The organism is Cupriavidus sp. CER-90, from assembly GCF_057652055.1.
Genome location: NZ_JBYGYM010000001.1, coordinates 1,193,254 through 1,216,879, shown reverse-complemented (window position 1 = coordinate 1,216,879; position 23,626 = coordinate 1,193,254). Strand labels below are relative to the sequence as shown.

General features: G+C 64.9%; 25 protein-coding genes. 15 read left to right on the top strand and 10 right to left on the bottom strand.

Going from position 1 to position 23,626, the window contains the following annotated elements; genetic code table 11:
- Positions 1-10 precede the first annotated feature (10 nt).
- The 3 genes from AC24R4_RS05510 to AC24R4_RS05500 all read left to right on the top strand — a co-directional run bounded on the left by AC24R4_RS05510 (position 11) and on the right by AC24R4_RS05500 (position 1,921).
- The gene (locus AC24R4_RS05510; protein WP_400396524.1) at positions 11-973 is read left to right on the top strand and encodes an isopenicillin N synthase family dioxygenase; all 963 of its coding nucleotides are present in this window, start codon (positions 11-13) and stop codon (positions 971-973) included.
- Positions 970-1,392 (top strand): VOC family protein, encoded by a 423-nt coding sequence (locus tag AC24R4_RS05505; RefSeq protein ID WP_487522460.1) that lies wholly within the window; start codon positions 970-972, stop codon positions 1,390-1,392. Before AC24R4_RS05510 ends, AC24R4_RS05505 begins: the two co-directional genes overlap by 4 nt.
- Before the next feature lie 106 nt (positions 1,393-1,498).
- Positions 1,499-1,921, top strand: coding sequence for a rubredoxin (locus tag AC24R4_RS05500; protein ID WP_487522459.1), 423 nt, complete (start codon positions 1,499-1,501; stop codon positions 1,919-1,921).
- A gap of 51 nt (positions 1,922-1,972) precedes the next feature.
- Here AC24R4_RS05500 and AC24R4_RS05495 read toward each other — a convergent pair whose 3' ends face one another.
- The 3 genes from AC24R4_RS05495 to AC24R4_RS05485 form a co-directional block, all read right to left on the bottom strand.
- A complete protein-coding gene (locus AC24R4_RS05495) occupies positions 1,973-2,902 on the bottom strand; it encodes an SMP-30/gluconolactonase/LRE family protein (RefSeq protein WP_487522458.1) in 930 nt (309 codons plus the stop codon).
- Between the two features lie 7 nt (positions 2,903-2,909).
- Positions 2,910-3,887: a Bug family tripartite tricarboxylate transporter substrate binding protein gene (locus tag AC24R4_RS05490; protein WP_487522457.1), complete on the bottom strand. Its 978-nt coding sequence runs from the start codon at positions 3,885-3,887 to the stop codon at positions 2,910-2,912.
- A gap of 189 nt (positions 3,888-4,076) precedes the next feature.
- Positions 4,077-4,385, bottom strand: coding sequence for a DUF1272 domain-containing protein (locus tag AC24R4_RS05485; RefSeq protein WP_487522456.1), 309 nt, complete (start codon positions 4,383-4,385; stop codon positions 4,077-4,079).
- A 136-nt stretch (positions 4,386-4,521) separates the two neighbouring features.
- Here AC24R4_RS05485 and AC24R4_RS05480 point away from each other — a divergent pair, with 136 nt between their 5' ends.
- The gene (locus AC24R4_RS05480) at positions 4,522-5,094 is read left to right on the top strand and encodes a GNAT family N-acetyltransferase (protein ID WP_487522455.1); all 573 of its coding nucleotides are present in this window, start codon (positions 4,522-4,524) and stop codon (positions 5,092-5,094) included.
- Positions 5,095-5,281: 187 nt separating this feature from the next.
- Here AC24R4_RS05480 and AC24R4_RS05475 read toward each other — a convergent pair whose 3' ends face one another.
- The 7 genes from AC24R4_RS05475 to flgA form a co-directional block, all read right to left on the bottom strand.
- Positions 5,282-7,525: an NADP-dependent isocitrate dehydrogenase gene (locus tag AC24R4_RS05475; RefSeq protein ID WP_400396250.1), complete on the bottom strand. Its 2,244-nt coding sequence runs from the start codon at positions 7,523-7,525 to the stop codon at positions 5,282-5,284.
- Between the two features lie 319 nt (positions 7,526-7,844).
- Positions 7,845-8,744 (bottom strand): YihY/virulence factor BrkB family protein, encoded by a 900-nt coding sequence (locus tag AC24R4_RS05470; protein WP_487522454.1) that lies wholly within the window; start codon positions 8,742-8,744, stop codon positions 7,845-7,847.
- Between the two features lie 101 nt (positions 8,745-8,845).
- Positions 8,846-9,874, bottom strand: a complete 1,029-nt coding sequence (locus tag AC24R4_RS05465) for an FUSC family protein (protein WP_400394694.1) — start codon at positions 9,872-9,874, stop codon at positions 8,846-8,848.
- 150 nt (positions 9,875-10,024) lie between these two features.
- Entirely contained in the window at positions 10,025-10,195 is a 171-nt protein-coding gene (locus tag AC24R4_RS05460) for a hypothetical protein (RefSeq protein ID WP_175459908.1), read from the bottom strand.
- A gap of 171 nt (positions 10,196-10,366) precedes the next feature.
- On the bottom strand, positions 10,367-10,831 hold the full coding sequence (locus AC24R4_RS05455; RefSeq protein ID WP_400394697.1) for a flagellar protein FlgN: 465 nt from the start codon (positions 10,829-10,831) through the stop codon (positions 10,367-10,369).
- 7 nt (positions 10,832-10,838) lie between these two features.
- Positions 10,839-11,156 carry a flagellar biosynthesis anti-sigma factor FlgM gene (flgM, locus tag AC24R4_RS05450; protein WP_175459923.1) on the bottom strand — a complete coding sequence of 106 codons (318 nt, stop codon included), beginning with the start codon at positions 11,154-11,156 and terminating at the stop codon, positions 10,839-10,841.
- Positions 11,157-11,405: 249 nt separating this feature from the next.
- Positions 11,406-12,161: a flagellar basal body P-ring formation chaperone FlgA gene (flgA, locus tag AC24R4_RS05445; protein WP_153950098.1), complete on the bottom strand. Its 756-nt coding sequence runs from the start codon at positions 12,159-12,161 to the stop codon at positions 11,406-11,408.
- A 408-nt stretch (positions 12,162-12,569) separates the two neighbouring features.
- Between flgA and flgB the strand changes: the two genes are divergently transcribed.
- The 11 genes from flgB to flgL all read left to right on the top strand — a co-directional run bounded on the left by flgB (position 12,570) and on the right by flgL (position 23,407).
- Positions 12,570-12,986 (top strand): flagellar basal body rod protein FlgB, encoded by a 417-nt coding sequence (flgB, locus tag AC24R4_RS05440; protein WP_066742590.1) that lies wholly within the window; start codon positions 12,570-12,572, stop codon positions 12,984-12,986.
- A gap of 13 nt (positions 12,987-12,999) precedes the next feature.
- Positions 13,000-13,407, top strand: coding sequence for a flagellar basal body rod protein FlgC (gene flgC / locus AC24R4_RS05435; RefSeq protein WP_092598962.1), 408 nt, complete (start codon positions 13,000-13,002; stop codon positions 13,405-13,407).
- A 46-nt stretch (positions 13,408-13,453) separates the two neighbouring features.
- The gene (locus AC24R4_RS05430) at positions 13,454-14,122 is read left to right on the top strand and encodes a flagellar hook assembly protein FlgD (RefSeq protein ID WP_153950100.1); all 669 of its coding nucleotides are present in this window, start codon (positions 13,454-13,456) and stop codon (positions 14,120-14,122) included.
- 69 nt (positions 14,123-14,191) lie between these two features.
- Entirely contained in the window at positions 14,192-15,439 is a 1,248-nt protein-coding gene (gene flgE, locus AC24R4_RS05425; protein WP_487522453.1) for a flagellar hook protein FlgE, read from the top strand.
- Between the two features lie 26 nt (positions 15,440-15,465).
- Positions 15,466-16,209, top strand: a complete 744-nt coding sequence (flgF, locus tag AC24R4_RS05420) for a flagellar basal-body rod protein FlgF (protein WP_153950102.1) — start codon at positions 15,466-15,468, stop codon at positions 16,207-16,209.
- Between the two features lie 55 nt (positions 16,210-16,264).
- Positions 16,265-17,050, top strand: coding sequence for a flagellar basal-body rod protein FlgG (flgG, locus tag AC24R4_RS05415; RefSeq protein WP_092598974.1), 786 nt, complete (start codon positions 16,265-16,267; stop codon positions 17,048-17,050).
- Positions 17,051-17,058: 8 nt separating this feature from the next.
- Entirely contained in the window at positions 17,059-17,763 is a 705-nt protein-coding gene (flgH, locus tag AC24R4_RS05410) for a flagellar basal body L-ring protein FlgH (protein WP_153950103.1), read from the top strand.
- A gap of 7 nt (positions 17,764-17,770) precedes the next feature.
- Positions 17,771-18,955, top strand: coding sequence for a flagellar basal body P-ring protein FlgI (locus tag AC24R4_RS05405; protein WP_400393966.1), 1,185 nt, complete (start codon positions 17,771-17,773; stop codon positions 18,953-18,955).
- The gene (flgJ, locus tag AC24R4_RS05400; RefSeq protein ID WP_153950105.1) at positions 18,955-19,977 is read left to right on the top strand and encodes a flagellar assembly peptidoglycan hydrolase FlgJ; all 1,023 of its coding nucleotides are present in this window, start codon (positions 18,955-18,957) and stop codon (positions 19,975-19,977) included. The genes AC24R4_RS05405 and flgJ overlap by 1 nt, the downstream gene beginning before the upstream one ends.
- Before the next feature lie 243 nt (positions 19,978-20,220).
- The gene (gene flgK, locus AC24R4_RS05395) at positions 20,221-22,131 is read left to right on the top strand and encodes a flagellar hook-associated protein FlgK (RefSeq protein WP_400393964.1); all 1,911 of its coding nucleotides are present in this window, start codon (positions 20,221-20,223) and stop codon (positions 22,129-22,131) included.
- Between the two features lie 43 nt (positions 22,132-22,174).
- Positions 22,175-23,407, top strand: coding sequence for a flagellar hook-associated protein FlgL (gene flgL / locus AC24R4_RS05390; protein ID WP_400393962.1), 1,233 nt, complete (start codon positions 22,175-22,177; stop codon positions 23,405-23,407).
- Positions 23,408-23,626: the final 219 nt, after the last annotated feature.

Sequence of the window (23,626 nt, the reverse complement as noted above, 5' to 3'; positions counted from 1 at the left end):
CGGAGCGCCCATGTCGATTCCTGTCATCGATCTCACCGATGCGCTGCTTCCTGGTGGCGCGCGCAGCGCCGAGGTGGCGCAGGCATTCCGTGCCGCAGCCATGTCGTCTGGCTTCTTCTATGTCCGCCATCACGGCGTGGCGGCGGAGATGGTCGCCCGGCAATTCTCGCTGGCCCAGGCGCTGCTTGACCTTCCGGTTGCCACGCGACGCGCGTTGGCCATGGCCAATTCGCCCACCATGCGCGGCTTCGAAAACCTCGGCGACCAACGGCTCGATGCCGCAGCCAGGCCCGATCTGAAGGAGAGCTTCTACTGCGGCATGGCCTATCCGGACGATCATCCTTACGTGAAGGCCGGATATCAGACCTACGGCCATAACCAGTGGCCCCGGGAACTGCCGCAGGCGCCGGCGCAGTGCCAGGCCTATATCGACGCGATGCTCGTGCTGTCGCGCAGGCTCATGCAGTTGATGGCCCTCTCGCTCGATCTGCCGGAGCACTATTTCGACCACACCAGCGAAAGCCCGATGGTGACGCTGCGCATGATTCGCTATCCCGCGCATCCCGCCAATGCCGACGCGCGCACCTTTGGCGCGGGGGCGCATACGGATTGGGGCGCCGTAACGATCCTGGCGCAGGACGCGCATGGCGGGCTCGAAGTCCAGATGCCGAATGGCGACTGGGTGCCGGCCACGCCGATGCCCGGCTGCTTTGTCGTCAACCTGGGCGACATGGTGCCCCGCTGGACCAACGGCCGCTACCACTCGAATCCCCACCGCGTGCGTAACGTCCACTCCGGCGGCGCGCCACGCTATTCGATTCCATTCTTCTACGAGCCTGACTACCTGGCCCGCATCGAGCCGGTGCCTGGCACCCTGCAAGACGGCGAGACGCCGCGCTTTGCGCCCTGCACGGCCGGAGAACATCTGACCGAGATGTACCGGAAGACCTATGTACCAGAGGTGCCCGCATGAAGCTGTGGTTCAACCTGCTCTGCCGCGATATCGACGCGCAGTGTGCGTTCTACCGGCAGATGCTCGACCTCCCCGAGGCCGTACAGAGCCGGTCGGCTATCTACCGCGCACTGGAAACGCCAACGTTTCAGCTGGGGTTCAATGCGGCGGCGGCGTATGAGCTGCTGGGAATGGCGGATCGGCGTCCAACGCCGGGATGTGTCTCCCCGGTCATTGCCTATGCGACCTTCATGGTGGAAACACCGGCACGCGTGGACGATGCCGGCAGGTCCGTTGAAGCCTTGGGCGGCGCCGTGATCAAGCCGGCGTTTGCCACGTACTATGGACAATGGCAAATCGTGCTGCAAGACCCTGAGGGCAATGTGTTCCGGGTGGCTTGTGCGGCGTTGCCAGTGGGGGCGACGCCAGCAAGGCTGTGAGCCGGACACGGCACGGCGTCCACCAAAGACTTGAAGTTTGGCGATCAGGCCCCAGATGGGGCCTGTTTGCTTCTCACGCCCTCAAGTTTCCACAGCCCCCTCCCGCATGTACCAGAAAGGCACTTCCGTCGAAATCCAGTTTCCCCCGCAACGCCTGAACGACGCCGCCGGCGACCCCTATTGGCTGGATTTGTCGATCGATGAGGCGCAGGCGCTGCTCGAACGCCTGCAGGCGCATCTGGCCCAGGCCACCCAAGGCACCGCCGCACCGCTGGTGTTCAGTCTCGAAGGGCCGGCGGTGCCGGAATCCAAGGCAGCCCCCACATCGGACAAGCAGCCGGCGGCGGCCGCAGCGGAGGCCGAGTTCAAGCAGTGGGTCTGCATCATCTGCGGCTGGGTCTACGACGAGGCCGCTGGCCTGCCCGAAGACGGCATCGCGCCCGGCACGCGCTGGGAAGACATTCCGGACGATTGGCGTTGCCCGGAATGCGATGTCGGCAAGGAAGACTTCGCGATGGTGGAGTTCTGAGCCTTCGCGGCGCCCGGCCATTTCTGTGGGCCAGGCGCTCGGGCGGCAGCACTAAGCCGTTGCGCCATCCCCAAACAACGCCGCCCCCACCCCTGGCAACTCCGCTTCCAGTACGGAGCCGCTGGCCGATTCGGTCATGACCAGGCGGTTCGTGCCGGGCCGGAATGCCACGTTGGTCACCGTGCCGCCCAGCGGGCTGCGCACGAAATGGGTACACCAGCCGTGCGCGTCGATGACAAACGCGCCGCCCAGGCTGGCATGCGCCACGACCAGCCGGCCGTCGGCATCCATCGCCAGGCCGTCTGGGCCGCTGGTGCCGAAGAAGGTCTGGAAGGCGCCGGCCTTCGACACCGATCCGTCGGGCAACAGCGGCATGCGCCATACCGCGTTGCCGCGCGTGGCGGCCACGAACAGGAAGCGGCCTGACGGATCGATGACGATGCCGTTGGGGCTCGGCACGTTGGACAGCAGCAGGTCGAGCTGGCCGGAGGGACGCAGGCGGTAGACGCGCCCGGACGGGTCGTGCAGGCCGGTCTGGCCCTGATCGGTGAAATACAGGTTGCCCTGCGCATCGAACGTCAGGTCGTTGACGCCCTTGAAGCTCTCCGAATTGCGATGGCCCAGCACCACTTCGACATCGCCCTGGCCCGGGGTCATTCGCAGGATGCCGCGACGATAGTCGGCAATCCACAGGCTGCCGTCGCGATGCAGCGCGATGCCGTTCGGCCAGCCGCCGGTATCGCCGACGAGTTGCCATTGCAGGTCCGGTGTGATGCGGAACAGCCGGCCGTGCGGAATATCGGTCAGGTACAGGTTGCCGTCGCGGTCGAAGGTGGGGCCTTCCAGGAAGCTGTCGGCGATCTGTCCGGGCTTGTTCGCGTCGGCCCAGGCGCTGCGCTGGGGCAGCCGCAGCGGGTCCGGCATGCGCGTGAGCACGCGCGCTTCAATGATTTGTGGCGGCGTGAAGTTGACGTTCCACATGGCGATGTCAGTCTGCCTTGATGTTGGCGGCCTTGATCACGGCGGCCCAGCGTTTGATCTCGTCGTCGACCAGTTTGGTCGCCTGCGCGGGGGTGCTGCCTTCCGGGTCCAGGCCTTGCGATTGCAACTGCTTCCTGACCTGTGGCGTGTTGACGGCGGCCACGATGTCCTTGCTCAGGCGGTCGATCACGGGCTGCGGCGTGCCGGCCGGGGCCGAAAACGCCACCCAGTATTTCATCACCATCTTTGGCATGCCCACTTCAGGCGCGGCCGGCACGTCTGGCAGCACGGGCGAGCGCACATCGTTGGCCAGCATCAGCGCACGCAGCTTGCCGCTCTTGATGTATTGCAGTGCTGTCGGCAGCGATGTGATCAGCGCCTGGATCTGGCCACCCATCACGTCCTGCAGCGCGGCACCGGCGCCGCGATACGGCACGTGAACCAGGTTGATGCCAGCCACGCTGTTGAACAGCGCGCCGCCCAGATGGGTATTGGTGCCGTTGCCGCCCGAACCATAGTAGTACTTGCCCGGGTTGGCCTTGGCCAGTGCGACGAACTCCTGCACGGTCTTGGCGGGCACGTTGGGATTGACCACCAGCACGTGCGGCACCGATGCGACGACGGAAATATGGCGGAAGGCGGTCTTCGGATCGAACGGCAGCAGCTTGGGCTGCAGCGTGGCCGCGATGGCGTAGGACATCTCCGTGGTCAGCAGCGTGTAGCCGTCCGGATTGGCGCGCGCCGCGGTGCTCCAGCCGATCACGCCGCCCCCGCCGGTGCGGTTGTCCACCACCGTGCTGGTGCCGTTGGCGCTCATGCCCGTGGTCACCAGGCGGCTAATCAGGTCTGCCGAGCCGCCCACGGCGTACGGCACGATCACGGTGATCGGCCTGGACGGGAAGGTATCGGCGGCAATGGCGTGGACAGGGGCGATTGCACTGGCGGCGGCCAGCGCAACGGCACCCAGGAAGGCGCGGCGTGTCATGGAGTCTCCTGCAGCATCTAACAATCTTGGTTCTATTGTTTAGAACGTTGTTCCGTTAATGCTGCGCCGAAAGGCTGGGACTTGTCAAGCTGCGTGCCCGATGCCGCGATTTGCGGAGCGGGGCGTCAGTCCGCCTGGATATGGGCGGCCTCGGCGATCTTCTTCAGCCGCGGAATCTCGGCGCCGATGCTACCGATCCTGCGGCGCGACGCCGCGGATGGCGGCCGCGAACGTTTCATGTGTGGCGGCGTCCACGGGGCGGTGCTTGATGGTGGCGGACGGCGGGTATTTGCCCACGGTGTTTCCGTTCTTCCAGTCGCGCGACGGGCGGATGGGACGTGCCGTGAAGCCGCCGCCGCAGTTAGGGCAGACGTTGTCGAGCACGTTGTCCACGCAATCGGCGCAGAACGTGCATTCGAAACTGCAGATGCGGGCCTGCGTGGAGGCCGGCGGCAGGGCGGTGTTGCAGTGTTCGCACGTGGGGCGCAGTTCCAGCATGGGTATCTCCTTTCCTTTTAGTGTTGGTGTTCGTGCTCGTGTTGGCGGTCGTGCCATCATAGCCGCCTCCAGTCTCTCCGCTGTCACCCGATCCAGCCATGACCCCGCAGGACGACGCCTTCAAGGTACTTTCCCGATGACCGTGCCTTCGCCCGCGCCGACGGCGCGGCTGCAGCTGCGGGCCTGGTGCGAGGCAGACCGTGCGCCGTTTCGCGCCATGAATGCCGATCCACGCGTCATGGCATGCTTTCCATCCACGTTGACCGATGTGCAGAGCGATGCGCTGTTCGACCGCATCGTGGCCCATCACGCGCAGCATGGCTTCGGCCTGTGGGCGGTGGCGCGGAAGGACGCGTCGGGGGCCGGCACCTTCATCGGCTTTACGGGACTCAGCATCCCGGCATGGCAGACGCCCTTCGGCCCCTGCGTGGAGATTGGCTGGCGCCTGAGCCATGACAACTGGGGGCAAGGCTATGCCCAGGAAGCGGCCCGGGCATCGCTGGCCTATGGATTCGATGTCCTGCACCTCGACGAGATCGTATCGTTCACGGCGGCGATCAACCGGCGGTCCGAACGCGTGATGCAGCGGCTGGGCATGCACCATGACGCCGCCGGCGATTTCGATCATCCCGCGCTGCCGCCCGGCCATCGGCTCGAACGGCATGTGCTCTACCGGCTGACGCGCGAAGCCTGGGCCATGCAGCCGTGATGCCGTTCGGCGACGCAGTGCGCTCATCAGCGATGAACCGGTGTTGACGGCCGGCGCGACGCGAAGCTTGCCGGGCCCGGGACCAGAAAAAACGCCCCGGGGCATTTCTGCCACGGGGCGTTTCGTTGGGCGCTTCTCCGTCGTGCGGCCTGCCGGGCAGCCCGCATGACGGTGGGTCGGATCAGGCTTAGCCCTTGACCGCTTCCAGTGCTGCGTTCAGCGTCTTGCTCGGGCGCATGATGGCTTCGAGCTTGGCTTCGTCCGGCTTGTAGTAGCCGCCGATATCCACCGGCTTGCCCTGGACGTCGCCCAGTTCGCCGATGATGGTCTTCTCGTTTTCCGTCAGCGTCTTGGCCAGCGGCGCGAACGTCTTCGCCAGGTCGGCGTCTTCCGTTTGCGCGGCCAGTTCCTGGGCCCAGTACATGGCCAGGTAGAACTGGCTGCCGCGGTTGTCGAGCTGGCCGGTCTTCGGCGACGGGCTCTTGGCGTTGTCCAGCAGCTTGCCGGTTGCGGCGTCCAGCGTCTTGGCCAGCAGCTTCGCGCGGTTGTTGCCCGACTTGATGCCGAGCTCTTCCAGCGATACGGCCAGGGCCAGGAATTCGCCGAGCGAATCCCAGCGCAGATGGTTTTCTTCCACCAGCTGCTGCACGTGCTTCGGTGCCGAACCGCCCGCACCCGTTTCGTACATGCCGCCACCGGCCATCAGCGGCACGATCGACAGCATCTTGGCGCTGGTGCCCAGTTCCATGATCGGGAACAGGTCGGTCAGGTAGTCGCGCAGGATGTTGCCGGTCACCGAGATGGTGTCCAGGCCGCGGATCACGCGTTCCAGCGTGTAACGCATGGCGCGCACCTGCGACATGATCTGGATGTCCAGGCCCTTGGTGTCGTAATCCTTCAGGTAGGTTTCCACCTTCTTGATCAGCTCGGCCTCGTGCGGACGGTACGGGTCCAGCCAGAACACGGCCGGCATGCCCGAGTTGCGGGCGCGCGTGACGGCCAGCTTCACCCAGTCGCGGATCGGCGCGTCCTTGACCTGGCACATGCGCCAGATGTCGCCCTGCTCGACCTGCTGCGTCAGCGCCGTCAGCACTTCGCCGGTGGCGTTGTCGACGATGCGGGCTTCGCCGTCTTCGGGAATCTCGAACGTCTTGTCGTGCGAACCGTACTCTTCAGCCTTCTGCGCCATCAGGCCGACGTTCGGCACCGTGCCCATGGTCACCGGGTCGAATGCGCCGTTGGTCTTGCAGAAGTTGATGATTTCCTGATAGATGCGGGCGAACGTCGATTCCGGGATCAGGCACTTGGTGTCCTTGGTGCGGCCGTCGGCGCCCCACATCTTGCCGCCGATACGGATCATGGCGGGCATCGACGCGTCGACGATCACGTCGTTCGGTGCGTGCAGGTTCGAGATGCCCTTGGCCGAATCCACCATCGCCAGCTCCGGACGATGCTCGTGGCAGGCGTGCATGTCGCGGATGACTTCTTCCTTCTTCGACTCGGGCAGCGCCTCGATCTTGGTGTACAGGTCCACCAGGCCGTTGTTGACGTTCACGCCCAGTTCGTCGAACAGCTTCTGGTGCTTGGCGAAGGCGTCCTTGTAGAAGACCTTGACGGCGTGGCCGAACACGATCGGGTGCGACACCTTCATCATGGTCGCCTTGACGTGAAGGCTCAGCATGACGCCGGTCTTGCGCGCGTCTTCCATCTGGTCTTCGTAGAAGGCCAGCAGGGCCTTCTTGCTCATGAACATGCTGTCGACGACCTCGCCGTCCTGCAGCGCGACCTTCGGCTTCAGGACCACGGTCTTGCCGCTCTTGGTCACCAGTTCCATGCGGACTTCACGCGCGCGGTCCAGCGTGATCGACTTTTCGCCGTGGTAGAAGTCGCCATGCTTCATGTGGGCCACGTGCGTGCGCGAGGCCATGCTCCACTCGCCCATGCTGTGCGGGTGCTTGCGGGCGTAATTCTTGACGGCGGCCGGGGCGCGGCGATCGGAATTGCCTTCGCGCAGCACCGGGTTCACGGCGCTGCCCAGGCACTTCGAGTAGCGTTTCTGGATGGCCTTCTCTTCGTCGGTCTTCGGATCTTCCGGGAAGTCGGGAATCTTGTATCCCTTGGACTGCAGTTCCTTGATCGCGCTGACCAGCTGGAACACCGACGCACTGATGTTCGGCAGCTTGATGATGTTGGTGTCCGGGTCCTGCGTCAGACGGCCCAGCTCGGCCAGGTTGTCCGGCACGCGCTGTTCCTCGGTCAGGTATTCGGGGAATTCGCCCAGGATACGGCCAGCCACCGAGATGTCGCTGGTTACCACGTTGACGCCGGCCGGGCCGGTGAACGTGCGAATGATAGGCAGGAAGGCACTGGTGGCCAGCAGCGGAGCTTCGTCGGTTAGGGTGTAGATGATGGTGGGCTGCTGGTTACTCATCGCTTATCTCGCATCAAATTCGGTTTGGAAAATGCCACGCCCGGGTCGCGGTGCGGGGCAAGTTTTGAATTTTGCCTGATTTTGCATGGCGGAGGTACGCTCCTTCATGTGAAATTTGTGTGCTGTATGCAGCGGCATTCATCGCCGATTTGCGCATCTTTCCGGCTTCGGCATGCAATGGCACGCAAGTTCATCAATTTAGGTCGGAATCAGGAGCCTGCAAAATTCTCGATTCTTATGTCTTATAGAAGAGTTCGAGTAAGGTGCTCGGGTATTTGGCAGTGTCGTGTGATCTTTTGCCGACTTTTAGTCGTGGCGATCACGTGCGAAAGGTTTGGCCATCGGTTGCCCCCCGGGGTGCCTCGCCGCCGCGCTCGAAGTCGGCAATGATTTGCGCGCCGAACAGCAGCAGCGTGGCGGCGATCTCCAGGCTGAGCAGCACCACGATGGCCGTGGTCAACGATCCATAGACCTTGCCGACCTGGGAAAGTGTCGAAAAGTACCAGACCAGCACATGGCGCGAGATTTCCCAGAGGACGGCGGCAAAGACCGCGCCGACCAGCGCATGCCGCACCGATAGCCGACCGACCGGCATCACCAGGTAGATCGACGTCAGCAGCAGGATTTCGCCCACGAAGCCCAGCCCATATAGCAGCCAGCCGGACAGTCGGCCCAGCGACCAGTCGTGGCCCAGCACCTCCAGATGCCGTTCCCCGATGGTCTGCAGGCCCCCCGCCACCACGGTCACGATCAGCAGCCCCACGCTGAGCACGAGGATGTAGCAGTAGGGCAGGATCGCGGACACCAGGAAATGGCGCCGCCGGATGGCCACGCGATGGATGAAGATCACGGACATCGCGTTCTCCAGCACCGTGAATGCCAGCGAACTGAAGAAAACCATCGTGATTGCCAGCACCCACCCAATAACGCCGCGATTGTTAAGAAACCGGGCCAGTTCCGTGACCAGCGCGTGCGATTGGCCGGGCAACAGCCATTCGAGATAGCGTTCCACGGTTTCCAGCAGTTCGACAGGGTCAACCAGCTGCGACAGCCCGATCAGCATCAGGATCAGCAGCGGCACGATGGACAGCAGCGCGTAGTAAGCCACGGCGCCAGCCAGCAGCAGGCCCTGGTTGGCGCGAAAGTGGACCAGCGCATCGAGCAGGAAACGGCAGGGCTGCCGAAGCACCAGGCGGATGCGGGCGTCGAGGAGTTGCATGGCGGCACACCGGGACGGGGTGCCCTCAATGTGGCCGAGGGCGGCGCGCAAGGCAAGGGGATGTTGTCTGACACCGCGCCGCCAGGGGAGGCGGCGGCCATTCAGCGGCGTCCGTACGGAAACCGGGTTTGCGCGGCCATCTTCGACAGGTGATCGCGCAGGTGAGCCAGTTCGGCCGAAAGCTGCAGCGTCAGGAAGGCATGGGAGCTGTGCCCGATCGACGGATCGTCGGGGTGCGGCGACGGCAGCGAGGCGTGCTGGTGCACCATCGTCTCGTCGGCAGCTTCCAGCGCGGCCGCCATTTCCAGCAGCAGGTCGCGGATATTGCGCTCGCCGCTGGTTTCTTCGGTGGCGTCGGGGTCGATGGCGGCCAGCATCTCCAGGGCGCTGATGCAGACCCGGGCGCTGTGCTGAACCTCTTCCAGGTCGGCCGTCGGCACCCGGGTTTCCTTCGACACCGATGGAATCAGGCTGCGCATCTGCACCAGGAGGCCCGACAGCTTCATCATGTCCTGCTGCCGTTCCTTCTCGTCGCGCTCGCCGCGCTCGATCTTGGCATGCACGGCGGCGCAGGCGCGCAGCAGGCTGGCCAGCTTGAACCGCCAGGAATATGACGCATACGCCGGAAATGCGAACGAGAAGACCAGTGCGATGGCGGTGCCGATCAGGACATCCACGGTGCGCCACAGCGCGTCATACACATCCTGGTTGCCGTGTCCTGCCGTGATGACCACCGTCACCGCCGTCAGCAGGGCGATGTATCCGCCCTTGCCTACGGCGTGGTAGGCGCAGTAGCCGCAGATGACGGCCATCAGGCCCCAGGTCAGTGTCGGGATGCCGAAGTAGGTTTCCTGGATGATCAGGAATAGCCCGATCAGTGCGCCGATCAGGGTGCCGGCGCCGCGCTCGGCGGCCCGGCGGCGGATATTGCCGTGGTGCTGCAGCCCGCCGATGACCACCAGCACGGTAATGGTGGCCCATTCGCCGTGGGGGATATTGATGCCGGTGGTGAGCGCAATCGATACCAGCAGAGCCAGCGCCACACGCGTGGCGTGGAAGATGCGGGCCTGCCGGAATCGTCGGTCGGGGTCTAGCAGCGCGCTGGTTGTTTTTCGCAGTGCCTCGAACATGGCGGCGATCACCGTGCGGAGATCTGAACGCTTCGAGTGTATAGAGCGAGGCCCATGTTCCGCAATGTTTACATTCTGCGGCTGGGCGGGCCGGGCCAGCCCCGGCGTTGAGCGTTCGAGATCCACGGCGGTGTCAGCCAGCCGTGGCAATCATGACGGATCTTTGGCGCGGGTACGCGACACCGCCATCATGATGCCGATGCCGAGCACGATCACGCAGGCGATGCCGATATAGACGTGCGCGACGCCGGCGACGGATAGCCCCCAGGCGATGCCGCCCACCAGCACCACGAGACCGATTACATAGAGCAGGAATGACATGGCTGTACCTCCGGAGATTCTTTTGGTTACCGGACGTCACTCCGCTGCGCCGGGCAGGCAACAGCGGGTGGCTCAATGTCAATGTAGGGAGGATGCCTGTCGTTTGCGATCAGGCAATGGCCGAGCCTGACGTAGGCAGGCTCTGACGCGCCGACGGCGCGGGGTGGCGCTTCAGCCCGCGGCCAGGCTCACGCCGCTGGCGGCCGCCTGGGCCTTGCCATCGCGGCCATACATCTCGTTCGGTCCCATGCCGCCCTGGCGCAGCACCTGGATGGCTTCCTGCGTGAATTCCAGATGGGCGTTGACGATGGCGCCATTCAGTTCGTTGGCGTCGTTGGCCTTGTGGGCGAAGAACACCACCTTGCGCCATGCCTCGGTGACGGCCGGTTCGACTTCGCGGCCCACCAGCAGGCCGCCGTCGCCGACACGCAGGCCAAGCGCGATCATCTGCGCCTCGCGGGAGGCCGAGGCGCGGGTCAGCGCCTGAGCCAGTGCCACCTTCTTGTCGAGCAGTTCGCTCAGTGCCTGGAAATCCTGCCGCTTGATGGCGTCGCGCTCTTCAGAGAGGGCGCGCCCGAAAGCGGCGATGGCGTTGGCTTCAACCGAAAGGGACTGGATCAGTGCAGCTTGGCTCATGTCAGGTTCAGGATTGGCTACCGCCCTGGCTCAGCTCATGCAAAGAGGCGAGCAGGCCATCGGCGATCTTGCTTGGATCGATCTTGATCCGGCCTTCCGCAATGGCCTGACGGACTTCCGCAACCTTGGCGGCGTCGATGTCGCTATCGCTGTCCTGCATCAGGCGCGTACCGATGTCGCGCACCTGTGCGGCCAGGGGGCTGACGCGCACGCCGGTCAGGGCGGAGGGGTCCGTAGACGTGGCACCGTTGGCGCCCGCACGGGCGTTGCCTTCGGTAGCCGCAGTGTCGGCGGGCCGGGACGGAGTGGAGTTGTTGATCTTCACGGTGAAATCCTTGCTGGGTTCCTCTGAGTTATCGACCTGGCCACCGGAAACTTTAGGCAGTCTGCCGGCGGATTCGCCGGTTTTCGGGTCGACCTCGGAGCCGGTGGCCCGCATTCTCGCACGGTCCGTCTGCGCCAGTGGATACGGCTGTCTGCTTCCTGCTGTTCCGGGGATCCCAGCCCGTGTGATGACTAACTTCCCGTTACTGCGAAAATCTAAAAAAAGTGACGTATTTGATGCTTTTTGGGCTTACTGCTGCAGCACGACCGTGTCGCCGCTGCGGACCACGCCGCTGACCACCTGGCCGTTGCGCAGACGCACCTGCACCGGATTGCCCGTGGCGGCGTCGGTCAGCACCTTGCCTTCGCTAGACAGCTGGAACGAATCGCCCATCACGGTCACGTTGACGGTCTGTCCGGACTTGACGGCGATCGGCTTCCGGATCAGGTCGGTGCGCATCGGCGAGCCGGCCGCGATGCGGTTGGCCACGACCGACCCTTCCAGTTGCGACGCATCCGTCACCACCGCACGCGGCAGTGCGCCCAGGTCGCCCTGACGCAATTCAAGGTCCGCCACGGTGACGGTTTCGCCCGGGCCCATGGCGCGCGCGGCCACGTAGTAGTCAGTCAGCACTGACACACGGGCCTGCATATAGCGCGTCCAGGGGCGTTCGCCGCCGCAGCGCAGCCCCACGTTGACGCGCCCATACGGCGCGGCACCGGCGGGGAGGAACGGTTCGGGGTCCACGCATTCGGGCGCGCGGCCGCCCGAGGGCGGCACCACCTGCACGCTGACCTTGCCCGGCAGCCCCGCGGACTGGCGCAGCAGGAACTGTTCGACGGCAACCCGGGCCGGGTCGTCGTTGGCAAAAGGATTGCGGGCGGCCTGCGCCTGGGCGGCGCCCGGCGGCGCGACCGGCGTGGCCTGTGCGGCGGCCAGTACCGGGCCCGCCAGCGCAATGCCGGCCAGTGCCATCAGCGTGACGGCCTGTCGATGGAAATTCATAGGGCATCCCAGCAAGGATGGAGACGGCAGCGATGGCCGGGGCGTCGTATACCCGTCAGGCGTGCGATGCCGTCGCACAACAGTTGAACATCTGTAAACGTCGCGCGCCGCCTGCCCACCGTGAATGAAAGCCGTGCCGCGCGCTGACCGGGGCGCCTTGCGTGACGCCGCCTGGCACCGCGATGCGGCGTTCGGCCATGCCAGTCAGTGGGACCCATTGTAGGCAGCCTCGCGCGAGAAGCCGAACCGGAAATGCACAGGTTTCTCGGCCCTATTCAGACGATTGGCGTGACAACCCGGCCCCTAAGATGGCAACCCTGAAGAAGCCCGGCCGGCGGTAACCAGCAGGTATACCCAGGTCTACGGCAGCTCTCTCCCCGAAATGAAGCCATTGCAGGAAAGGCAGACATCATGGACAGACTCGATGCGGCGTTCCGCTTCCAGCAGGAAGCACTGAGCCTGCGGACCCAGCGGCAAGGGGTCATTGCCTCCAACATCGCCCACGCGGATACGCCGGGCTACAAGGCGCGCGATTTCGACTTCGCCAGCACGCTGGCCCAGTCGGTGGAGCGCGGCAACCAGCAGCGCGACGGCGTGTCGCTGTCGACCACGTCCGCGCGTCATCTGCCCGCCCAGGCGCCGGCCATGAGCACGAGCGACCGCGACCTGCAGTACCGCATTCCGCTGCAGTCGAGCATCGACGGAAACACCGTGGAAATGGACACCGAGCGCGTGGCGTTTGCCGACAACACGGTGCACTACGAAGCGGGCCTCACCGTGATGAGCTCGAAGATCAAGACGATGCTGTCCGCGATCCAGCAGTAAGGAAGGAGACACCATGGCTTCCATGAATATTTTCGACGTGGCCGGCTCGGCCATGGCCGCGCAGTCGCAGCGCATGAACGTGACGGCGTCGAACCTGGCCAATGCCGACAGCGCCGTGGCGCCGAACGGCCAGCCGTACCGCGCCAAGCAGGTCATCTTCGAGATGGCGCCCACGCCCGGGCAGTCCGACGTGGGCGGGGTGCAGGTGGCCGGCGTGATGGAGGATTCCGCGCCCGCGCGCATGATTCACAACCCCACGCATCCGCTGGCCGACGCCAACGGTTACGTGACGATGCCCAACGTGAACCCGGTGGAAGAGATGGTCAACATGATCTCGGCGTCGCGTTCTTACCAGGCCAACGTGGAGGTGCTCAACACCGCCAAGAACATGATGCTCAAGACGCTGACCATCGGTCAGTAACGGCAGCACCCCGAACCAAATCTCTTCCGGAATCCACCGCACAACCATGGCAACTTCCACCGTAGGCAACAGCACTTCCAACTCGGGCGTGAACCAGGCCCTGCAAAGCGGCAGCGCCAGCGCCGCCGACCTGCAAAGCAACTTCCTGAAGATGCTGGTCACGCAGATGAACAACCAGGATCCGCTCAATCCGATGGACAACGCGCAGCTGACGTCGCAACTGGCGCAGATCAGCACCGTGAGCGGCCTGCAGACCATGAACGAAACCATGACGCAGCTGCTGACGCAGACCGCCGCCAGCCGCGCCATGGATTCCGCCAGCCTGATCGGCAAGACCGTGATGGTGCCGGGCTCCACCGTGAGCGTGGCCGACGGCGCCGTCGGCAAGATCGGCGTGGACATTCCGTCGACGGCCGATGCCGTCACCGTGCAGGTGCTGGACAAGAACGGCAACGTGGTGCGCAACATCGACATGAAGGGCCAGACCGCGGGCGTGCACGACATCGCCTGGGATGGCAAGAACGACCAGGGCAACGCCGTGGAAAACGGCGACTACACCTTCAAGGTGGCCGCCACCGCCAACGGCAAGGACGTGGCGCCGGTCGCGCTGGTCTACGGCAAGGTGCAGGCCATCAGCGGCGACAGCTCGGGCGTGCTGGTGGAACTGGGCGACGGCAAGAAGGCCAACGTCGACGACGTGCGCCGCATTTCCTGATAACGATTCACCCGGTCCGGGCATACGCGCGGGCATTTCACGAACGACAGCCTACTTAGGGGAAACATCATGGGTTTTGGTCAAGGGGTAAGCGGCCTCAACGCCGCGGCGTCCAACCTGGACGTGATCGGTAACAACATCGCCAACGCGAACACCGTTGGTTTCAAGCAATCGACGGCACAGTTCGCGGACGTGTACGCAGGCTCCAAGATCGGCCTGGGCACGCGCGTGAACGCCGTCGTGCAGTCGTTCACCAACGGCAACATCTCGACGTCGGGCCGCAACCTCGACGTGGCCATCAGCAACGGCAACGGCTTCTTCCGCCTGACGAACACCGACGGCTCGGTGTTCTACTCGCGTAACGGCCAGCTGAACCGCCTGGACGACGGCCGCCTGGTGAACGCCACCGGCCTGCAGGTGACGGGCTACCCGGCAGGCACCACCGCCGGCGGCGTGGCACCGCAACCGATCGTCATCAGCAACGCGCAGATGAATCCGCAGCCGACGACCAAGATCCAGGCCCAGTTCCAGCTCGATTCGCGCAGCACGCTGCCGACCAACCCGGCGTTTACCTCGAGCGCGGGCAACCCGCCGACCTCGTCGATGTTCAACTACAGTACGTCGATCACGGTGTACGACTCGCTGGGCAACAAGCAGCAGCTGACCGCGTACTTCGCCAAGACGAACACCACGCCGGCCGCCCCGAACACCCAGGGCACGATCTGGAACATGTACCTGACGTTGCCGGACGGCACGCCCGTGGGCAACCCCACGCCGGCCGCGCCCGCGGCCATTCCGGTCGAATTCGACAACAGCGGCAAGATGGTCACGCCGGCCGCGCTGGCAACCGTTACCCTGCCGCCCAAGAATGGCGCTGCCGCGATGTCGGCCACGCTGGACCTGACCGGCTCGACGCAGTTCGGTTCGGACAACGACCCGAAGAAGATCGTGCAGGACGGTTATGCGTCCGGCGCGCTGCTGGGCTTCTCGGTGCAGGAAGACGGCACGATCCTCGGTTCGTACTCGAACGAGAAGACCCAGTCGCTGGGCCAGATCGCCATGGCATCGTTCGGCAACGTCGAAGGCCTGAAGCCGGAAGGCGACAACGTGTGGTCGGCCACCGGCGCGTCGGGCCAGGAACTGCTGGGTACGGCAGGCGGCGCGATGGGTACGCTGAAGTCCAACGCCGTGGAAGAGTCGAACGTCGACCTGTCCGGCCAGCTGGTAAACCTGATCGTGGCCCAGCGCAACTACCAGGCCAACGCACAGACCATCAAGGCGCAGGACACCGTCCTGCAGACCCTGGTGAACATCTGATCGACGCCTAGCCAGAAGCACTCGCCATGGACCGCATGCTCTACACCGCCCTGTCGGGCGCCAAGCAGATACTCGACCAGCAGGCCGCGGTATCGAACAACCTGGCCAACGCCTCGACGCCCGCCTTCAAGGCGCAGGTGAACCTGTACCGGGCCGTCCCGGTGCAAGGCCAGGAAATGCAGACGCGGGCGTTCACGCTTGCGTCCACGCCCGGCGCCGACATGAGGGCCGGCCCGCTGACCTACACCGGCCGCAATCTCGACGTGGCGCTGCAGGGCAATGGCTGGCTGGCGGTGCAGATGCCTGACGGTTCCGAGGCCTACACCCGCGCGGGTTCGCTGCAGGTGTCGGCCGACGGCCAGCTCCAGACGTCGGCCGGCCGGCCCGTGCTGGGCGACGGCGGCCCGATTGCCGTGCCGCCCGGCTCGACGGTGTCGATCGGTACCGATGGCAGCATCGTGGCGCGCGGGCCGGGCGAGGCTGCCAACGGCCTGGCCCAGGTGGGCAAGCTGCGCGTGGTCACGCCGCCGCCCGAAGGGCTGGCGCGCGGCGACGACGGCTACTTCCGCCTGCGTCCCGGCGTGGACGCGCTGCAGCAGGACCCCAACGTGCGCGTGATTGCCGGCGCGATCGAAGGCAGCAACGTCAATCCGGTGGAGGCCATGGTGGACATGATCGCCAACGCGCGCCGCTTCGAGATGCAGATGAAGATGATCTCGGGCACCGATACCAACGACCAGCGGGCCAATTCGCTGCTGTCGAACAACTGATGACGCGCGCGGCACCCGTCGCACGCATAACGAACTCTCGAACCAGGACAACTCCATGATTCGCTCTCTCTGGATCGCCAAGACCGGCCTCGATGCGCAGCAGACGCAGATGGACGTGATCTCGAACAACCTGGCCAACGTGTCGACCACGGGCTTCAAGCGCAGCCGCGCGGTTTTCGAAGAACTGATGTACCAGACGATCCGCCAGCCGGGCGCACTGTCGTCGGACCAGACCGTGCTGCCGTCGGGCATGCAGCTGGGTACCGGCGTGCGCCCCGTGGCCACGGAACGTATCCACACGCAAGGCAACCCGACGCAAACGGGCAATTCGCGCGACGTGGCCATCATTGGCCAGGGCTTCTTCCAGGTGACGATGCCGGACGGCACCACCTCGTACACGCGCGACGGCTCGTTCCAGGTGGATCCGAACGGCCAGCTGGTGACGTCCAGCGGCTTCGTGCTGAACCCGGCCATCACGCTGCCGGCCAACTACACGTCGGTGAACATCGCACGCGACGGCACGGTGACCGTGATGCAGCCGGGCTCGACCAACGCTGCGACGGTGGGCCAGATCCAGGTCGCCACGTTCCCGAACCCGGCCGGCCTGGAAAGCCTGGGTGAAAACCTGTACGTGCAGACCGATGCCTCCGGGGCGCCGAACACGTCGGTGCCTGGCCTGAATGGCGCCGGCACGCTGCAGAACAACTACGTCGAAGCTTCGAACGTGAACGTGGTGGAAGAGCTGGTCAGCATGATCCAGACCCAGCGCGCTTACGAAATCAACAGCAAGGCGGTACAGACCTCGGACCAGATGCTGCAGCGTCTGAGCCAGATGGGCTAAGAACGGGAATGATCATGGCCGCCACGCAGTATCGCATCAGCCCACTCGTCGTTCGTGCCATCGTCGGCCTGGCCGCGCTGGCAAGCGGCGGCTGCGCGATGATGCCCAGGGAGCCGCTTGTGCAGATGCCCACCACCGCACGCGCCGAGCCGCGTGCGATGGCCCCTGCCACGGGCTCGATCTACGCATCCTCGTACGCGGGAAATCCGCTGTTCGAGGATCGGCGGCCGCGTAATGTTGGCGACATTCTCACCATCGTGATCAGCGAGAACGTCAACGCGAGCAAGAACTCTGCCACCAACGCCAACCGCACCGGCAGCACCGCGCTGGCGTTCAATGCGGTGCCGCGTGCCCTGAGCGGCCTGTTCAGCACCAGCCAGAACGCCGACATCAACGGCGCCAACTCGCTGAAGGCCGGGGGCGGCGCCAGTGCCGCCAACACCTTCAACGGCACGATCACCGTGACGGTGATCGAGGTGCTGCCCAACAGCAACCTGGTGGTGTCCGGCGAGAAGCAGATGGCGATCAACCAGGGCGCGGAGTTCATTCGTTTCTCGGGCGTGGTCAATCCGCGCACGATTACCGGCGACAACGCAGTACCGTCCACCCAGGTGGCGGATGCGCGCATCGAATACACCGCGAAGGGGTATATCGACGAGGCGCAGAACATGGGCTGGCTGCAGCGTTTCTTCCTCAATGTCTTACCGTACTGATCCCGCCATGTTTCTGCCTCCGATGCCTTTCCACAAGCCAGGCTCGTATTTTGGCAACCCGCCCGGCCGTCTTTCCCGCTCAGGTCGCGCGGTATCTTTTGCCTGCCTGCTGCTCCTGCTCGTACTGGGTCTGGGCGCCGGCGCCGCGCATGCGGAACGCCTGAAGAACCTGGCGACGTTCCAGGGCGTGCGCGACAACCCGCTGGTGGGCTACGGCCTGGTCGTCGGTCTGGACAATACCGGCGACCAGACCATGCAGACGCCGTTCACGACGCAGAGCTTGAGCAACATGCTGTCGCAGCTGGGCATTACGCTGCCCGCCGGCAAGAACATGCAGCTCAAGAACGTGGCCGCCGTGATGGTCACCGCCACCTTGCCGGCCTATGCCCAGCCGGGCAGCCAGCTCGACATCGTGGTGTCGTCGATGGGTAACGCCAAGAGCCTGCGCGGCGGCACGCTGCTGATGACGCCGCTCAAGGGCGCCGACGGCCAGGTCTACGCCATCGCGCAGGGCAACATGCTGGTGGGCGGCGCGGGCGCGTCGGCCAACGGCAGCAAGGTGCAGATCAACCAGCTGGCCGTGGGCCGCATCGCCAATGGCGCGATCGTCGAACGCGCGGTGGCGTCGTTCCAGCCCGAAAACGGCTTCACGAACCTGGAGCTGAAGGACACTGACTTCGGCACGGCCGAACGCGTGGTCGAGGCGATCAACCGCAACATGGGCCCGGGCACCGCCGCCGCGATGGACGGCCGCGTGGTACAGGTTCGCATGCCGCAGACGCCGAGCGCACGCGTGGGCTTCATGGCCCGTATCGAGAGCATCGATGTGACGCCGGCCAAGGCCGCCGCCAAGGTCATCCTGAACGCGCGGACCGGCTCGATCGTGATGAACCAGGCGGTCACCGTGGAAGACTGCGCGATTGCGCACGGCAATCTGTCGGTGGTCATCAATACGCAGCCGGTAATCAGCCAGCCGGCACCGTTCAGCCAGGGCCAGACCGTGGTGGCGCCGGTGTCGCAGATCGACCTCAAGCGTGACGGCGGTTCGCTGCAGATCGTCAAGGCAGGCGCTTCGCTGGCCGCCGTGGTCAAGGGCCTGAACGCGCTGGGCGCCACGCCGGCCGACCTGCAGACCATCCTGGAGGCGATGCGCTCCGCCGGCGCGCTGCGCGCCGAACTGGAGATCATCTGATGTCGGCGGGTAACACGCTTGGCGGCCAGGCCGATATCTCGCAGCGGTTTGCCCTGGATACGCAGGGATTCGAGTCGCTCAAGAACCAGGCCCGTGCCGGCAACAACGCGACGACGCTGCAGGCCGCTGCCAAGCAGTTCGAGGCGGTGTTCACGCAGATGGTGCTCAAGAGCATGCGCGACGCCACGCCGTCCGATGGCCTTTTCGACAACGAGCAGACCAAGCTCTACATGTCGATGATGGACCAGCAGATGTCGCAGCAGTTGTCGTCGCGCGGCATCGGCCTGGCCGATGTCATGATTCGCCAGCTGGCGCGCGCCACGGGCACGCAACTGCCGGCCGGCATGAATGGCGCCGGCGGGATCACGGGCGCAAGCGTGCGCGACGCGCAAATGGCGCAGATGCTCGACAGCCGCGGCGCCACGGACGCCGATGGTCCGCCGCCAGTCGGCACCACGCTGCCGGGCGCGGCATGGAACCCGACCGCCGGTTTGCGCCAATACCAGAACCAGGCCGACTGGCAAGGCAATGGCCAGACGCAGCTGGGCCAGTTGCCGGACGATTCGCCGGAGCACATCAGCAACTTCGTCAACCGCATGGCCGAGCCGGCCATGGCGGCGTCGCGCGCCTCGGGCGTTCCGGCCAAGCTGATCGTGGGCCAGGCCGCGCTGGAGTCGGGCTGGGGCCGCCGGGAAATCCGCAATCCCGATGGTTCGAGCACCTTCAACGTGTTCGGCATCAAGGCAGGCGCCAACTGGAAGGGGCCGACCACCGAGATCCTGACCACCGAATACGTGGACGGCCAGCCGCAGAAGGTGCGCGCGAAGTTCCGCGCCTACGGCTCGTATGAGGAAGCCTGCAACGACTACGCGAAGCTGATCAGCAATAACCCGCGCTATGCGGGCGTGGTGACCGCCTCGAACGCCGAGGAAGCCGCCCATGGCCTGCAGCGCGCGGGGTACGCCACCGATCCGGCCTACGGCGAGAAGCTCGTGCGGATCATGAAGAAAGTCTCGACCTGACGCCGCCGGCGGTGATGACAGCAGCATACGTCGCCGCCCGGTTCCCCATCCAGCGTGACCGTGTAGCGGTCGCGCTGATTGCGCTTCCGCGTTGCATTTCGATGAGAGTGATCGCTCACAAATGCCGGGTACTCCAAGGCATTGCGCCGCTAAAGTCGCGCCGCATTTCCGCCGATAACCAACACATCCACCGCCGTCGGCCGTTTGCCGCTGGCTAGCCATTCGATCCGGAGTCAGACAAACATGTCTCTGTTTAATATCGGTCTGTCGGGCCTGAACGTCGCCCAGAACGGGCTTACCACGGTCGGCCACAACTTCAGCAACGCGGCCACCGCGGGCTATACGCGCCAGAACACGATCATTGCGTCGGCCGGCGGTCAGGCCACTGGTTCGGGCTTCTACGGCATGGGCTCGAACACGGTCACCGTGCAGCGCGTGTACGACAGCTTCCTGACCGGCCAGCTGCGCGGCGCCACGTCGGCCAGTCACGACCTGTCGACGTATTCCGACCAGATCCGCCAGATCGACAACCTGCTGGCAGACGAAAAGGGCGGCCTGGCGCCGCTGATGCAGAAGTTCTTCGCGGCCGTGCAGGCCGTGTCGGACACGCCGTCGGACCCGGCCACGCGCCAAGGCCTGATCTCGTCGGCGCAGGCACTGGCCGGCCAGATCAAGTCGTCGAGCGATTACTTCAAGCAGCTGCAGGACGGCATCAATACCCAGCTGCAGTCGTCGGTCACGCAGGTCAACGACTACACCAAGCAGATCGCCAGCCTGAACAAGGAAATCACGCGCATGACCGCCTCCGCCGGCGGCCAGCCTCCCAACGACCTGCTCGACCAGCGCGACCAGGCCGTGGCCAAGCTGACCGAACTGGTGGGCGCCAAGGTGGTGGTGCAGGACGGCGGCACGTACAACGTGTTCGTGGGCAATGGCCAGCCGCTGGTGATGGGCAGCGATTCGTACGACATCAAGGCGGTGGCTTCGGCAGCCGACCCCAGCCGCACGGTCATCGCCTACACGATTCCGGGCACGTCGAATGCGATCGAGGCCGAACCCGGCGCGGTCACCGGCGGCTCCATCGGCGGCCTGATGCGCTTCCGCAGCGAGACGCTGGACACGGCGCAAAGCGCCATCGGCCGCATCTCGCTGGCCATCGGCCAGACGTTCAATGCCCAGCACAAGCTCGGTATCGACCTGAACGGCGCCATCGGCACCGACATGTTTGCCATGGGTTCGCCGGTGGTCTATGCGAACAACAACAACACGTCCAGTTCGGTGGTGACGGCGACGATCGCCAACGCCAGCAACCTGACCACCAGCGACTACACGCTGAGTTTCGTGGGCGGCCAGTACTCGCTGACGCGCAAGACCGACAACGTGGTGGTGCAGAGCTTCCCGGGGCCGGCGCTGCCGACCTTCACCGCGGACGGCATGAAGATCACGCTGAGCGCACCGATGAATCCGAACGACTCGTTCGAGATCCAGCCGACGCGCAACGTTGCGTCGAGCTTCAACGCGCTGATCACCGATCCGGCCAAGATTGCCGCGGCATCGCCGGCACGCGTGGATGCCAGCACGCAGAATACCGGCACGGTGAAGGCGTCGCTGTCCAATGTGACCCCGGGTTACTCGCTGCTGACCAATCCGGTCAAGGTGACGTACACCGGTGGCGCCTACGTGATCGTGGATTCCGTCACCGGCAATCCGCTGGCCCCTGCGCCTACCGTGACCACCACGGCCACGGGTACGGATATCACGATCAACAACATGACGTTCAGCCTGAACGGCACGCCCAAGAATGGCGACCAGTTCACGCTGTCGAACAACACGGGCGCGGTCGCCGACAACGGCAACATGCTCAAGCTGGCCAAGCTGCAGACCGCCAAGACCATCAACGGCACGTCGAGCTTCAACGACGCGTATGCCCAGCTGGTCAACGACGTGGGCAGCAAGGCCAAGTCGACCGACATCGCGTCGGCATCGCAGGACAGCATCACGGACCAGATCTACACGGCCCAGCAGTCGGTGTCGGGCGTGAACATGGACGAGGAAACCGTGAACCTGCTGAAGTTCCAGCAGCTGTACCAGGCCAACGCCAAGGTCATCCAGGCGGCCAGCACGATCTTCGACACGCTGGTCAGCATCGGCTGATCGCGGACATCCCTGACAACACCGGAAAAGAAGGAATCACGCCATGCGCGTCGCAACCTCCACCCTGTATCACCAGGGCCTGTCCTCGATGAACAGCCAGCAGTCCAACCTGCTGCACGTGCAACAGCAGCTGGCCACCGGCCGCCGCGTGCTGACGCCGTCGGACGACCCCGTCGCGGCCACGCGCGCGCTGGGCGTTTCGCAATCGGTCGCCGTGAACGGCCAGTACACCGCTTCGCGCAAGCAGGCCAATGCGTCGCTGGGCCTGGAAGAAAACACGCTGTCGACCGTAACCACCGTGCTGCAGAACATCAAGTCGCTGCTGGTGAACGCCGGTAACGGCACGCTGAGCGACAACGATCGCGCATCGCTGGCAACGGCCCTGCAAGGCCAGTACGATCAACTGGTGGGCCTGGCCAACGCCGATGACGGCAATGGCAACTACCTGTTCGCGGGCCTGAAGACCGGCACCGCCCCCTTCGCGACCGATGCCGCCGGCAACCTCACGTACCAGGGCGACACCGGCCACCAGCTGCTGCGGGTTGACGTGGCGCGCCAGATGGAAGCCGGCAACAACGGCGCGGAGATCTTCCAGACCGTCACGGCCAATGCTGGCTACGTCATCAAGGGCAGCAGCACCAACGCCGGCACGGGCACCTTCAGCGCGATTTCGGTGACCGATCCGAGCAACGCACTGTACGGCCACAAGCTGAGCGTGACGTTCTCGGTCGCTGCCGGCGTCACGCAATACACCGTCAACGACCAGACCACGGGCAACCCCGTCGGCCCGGCAACGAACTACGTCGATGGCGGCTCCATCAACGTGGCCGGCGTGTCGTTCTCGATCAAGGGCACGCCCGCCAATAACGACACGTTCCTGGTGCAACCGGCCCAGCAGGCAGGCGCCGACATGTTCGCCAACCTGAAGGACGTGATCACCGCCCTGCGCACGCCGATCGACTCCGGCACTGCCCAGGACGTGGCCGCGGCCAACCTGCAGAATGCGATCTCGACCGGCCTGCGCCAGAACAACAACTCGCTGGACAACGTGCTGACGGTGCGTGCGTCGGTGGGCTCGCGCATGAACGAACTCGATGCGCTGGACACCATCGGCTCGAACCGCGACTTGAGCAACTCCAAGACGCTCTCGGACCTGACCGAACTGGATTACGCATCGGCCATTACCGAGTACTACCAGCGTCAGACGGCCCTGCAGGGCGCGCAGCAATCGTTCATGCAGATCCAGCAGATGAACCTGTTCAGGTTCCTGGGGTGATGCGGTAGGTGGCGTTGCACCACCTGTGACTGTTCTGACGGAATGCGAGTTGGCAAATCGCTGCGCGTGCATTTCTCGAACGCGCTTCGCAGCCGTAATGGAAAGACCCGCCTCTACATGTGGCGGGTCTTTTTTTGTGCCGTCTGGCAAAGCACCCGTCAAGGCCAATGTGCGCGATCCAGATACGGCAAATCCGATCCGCTGGAAGCCTCATTCGGC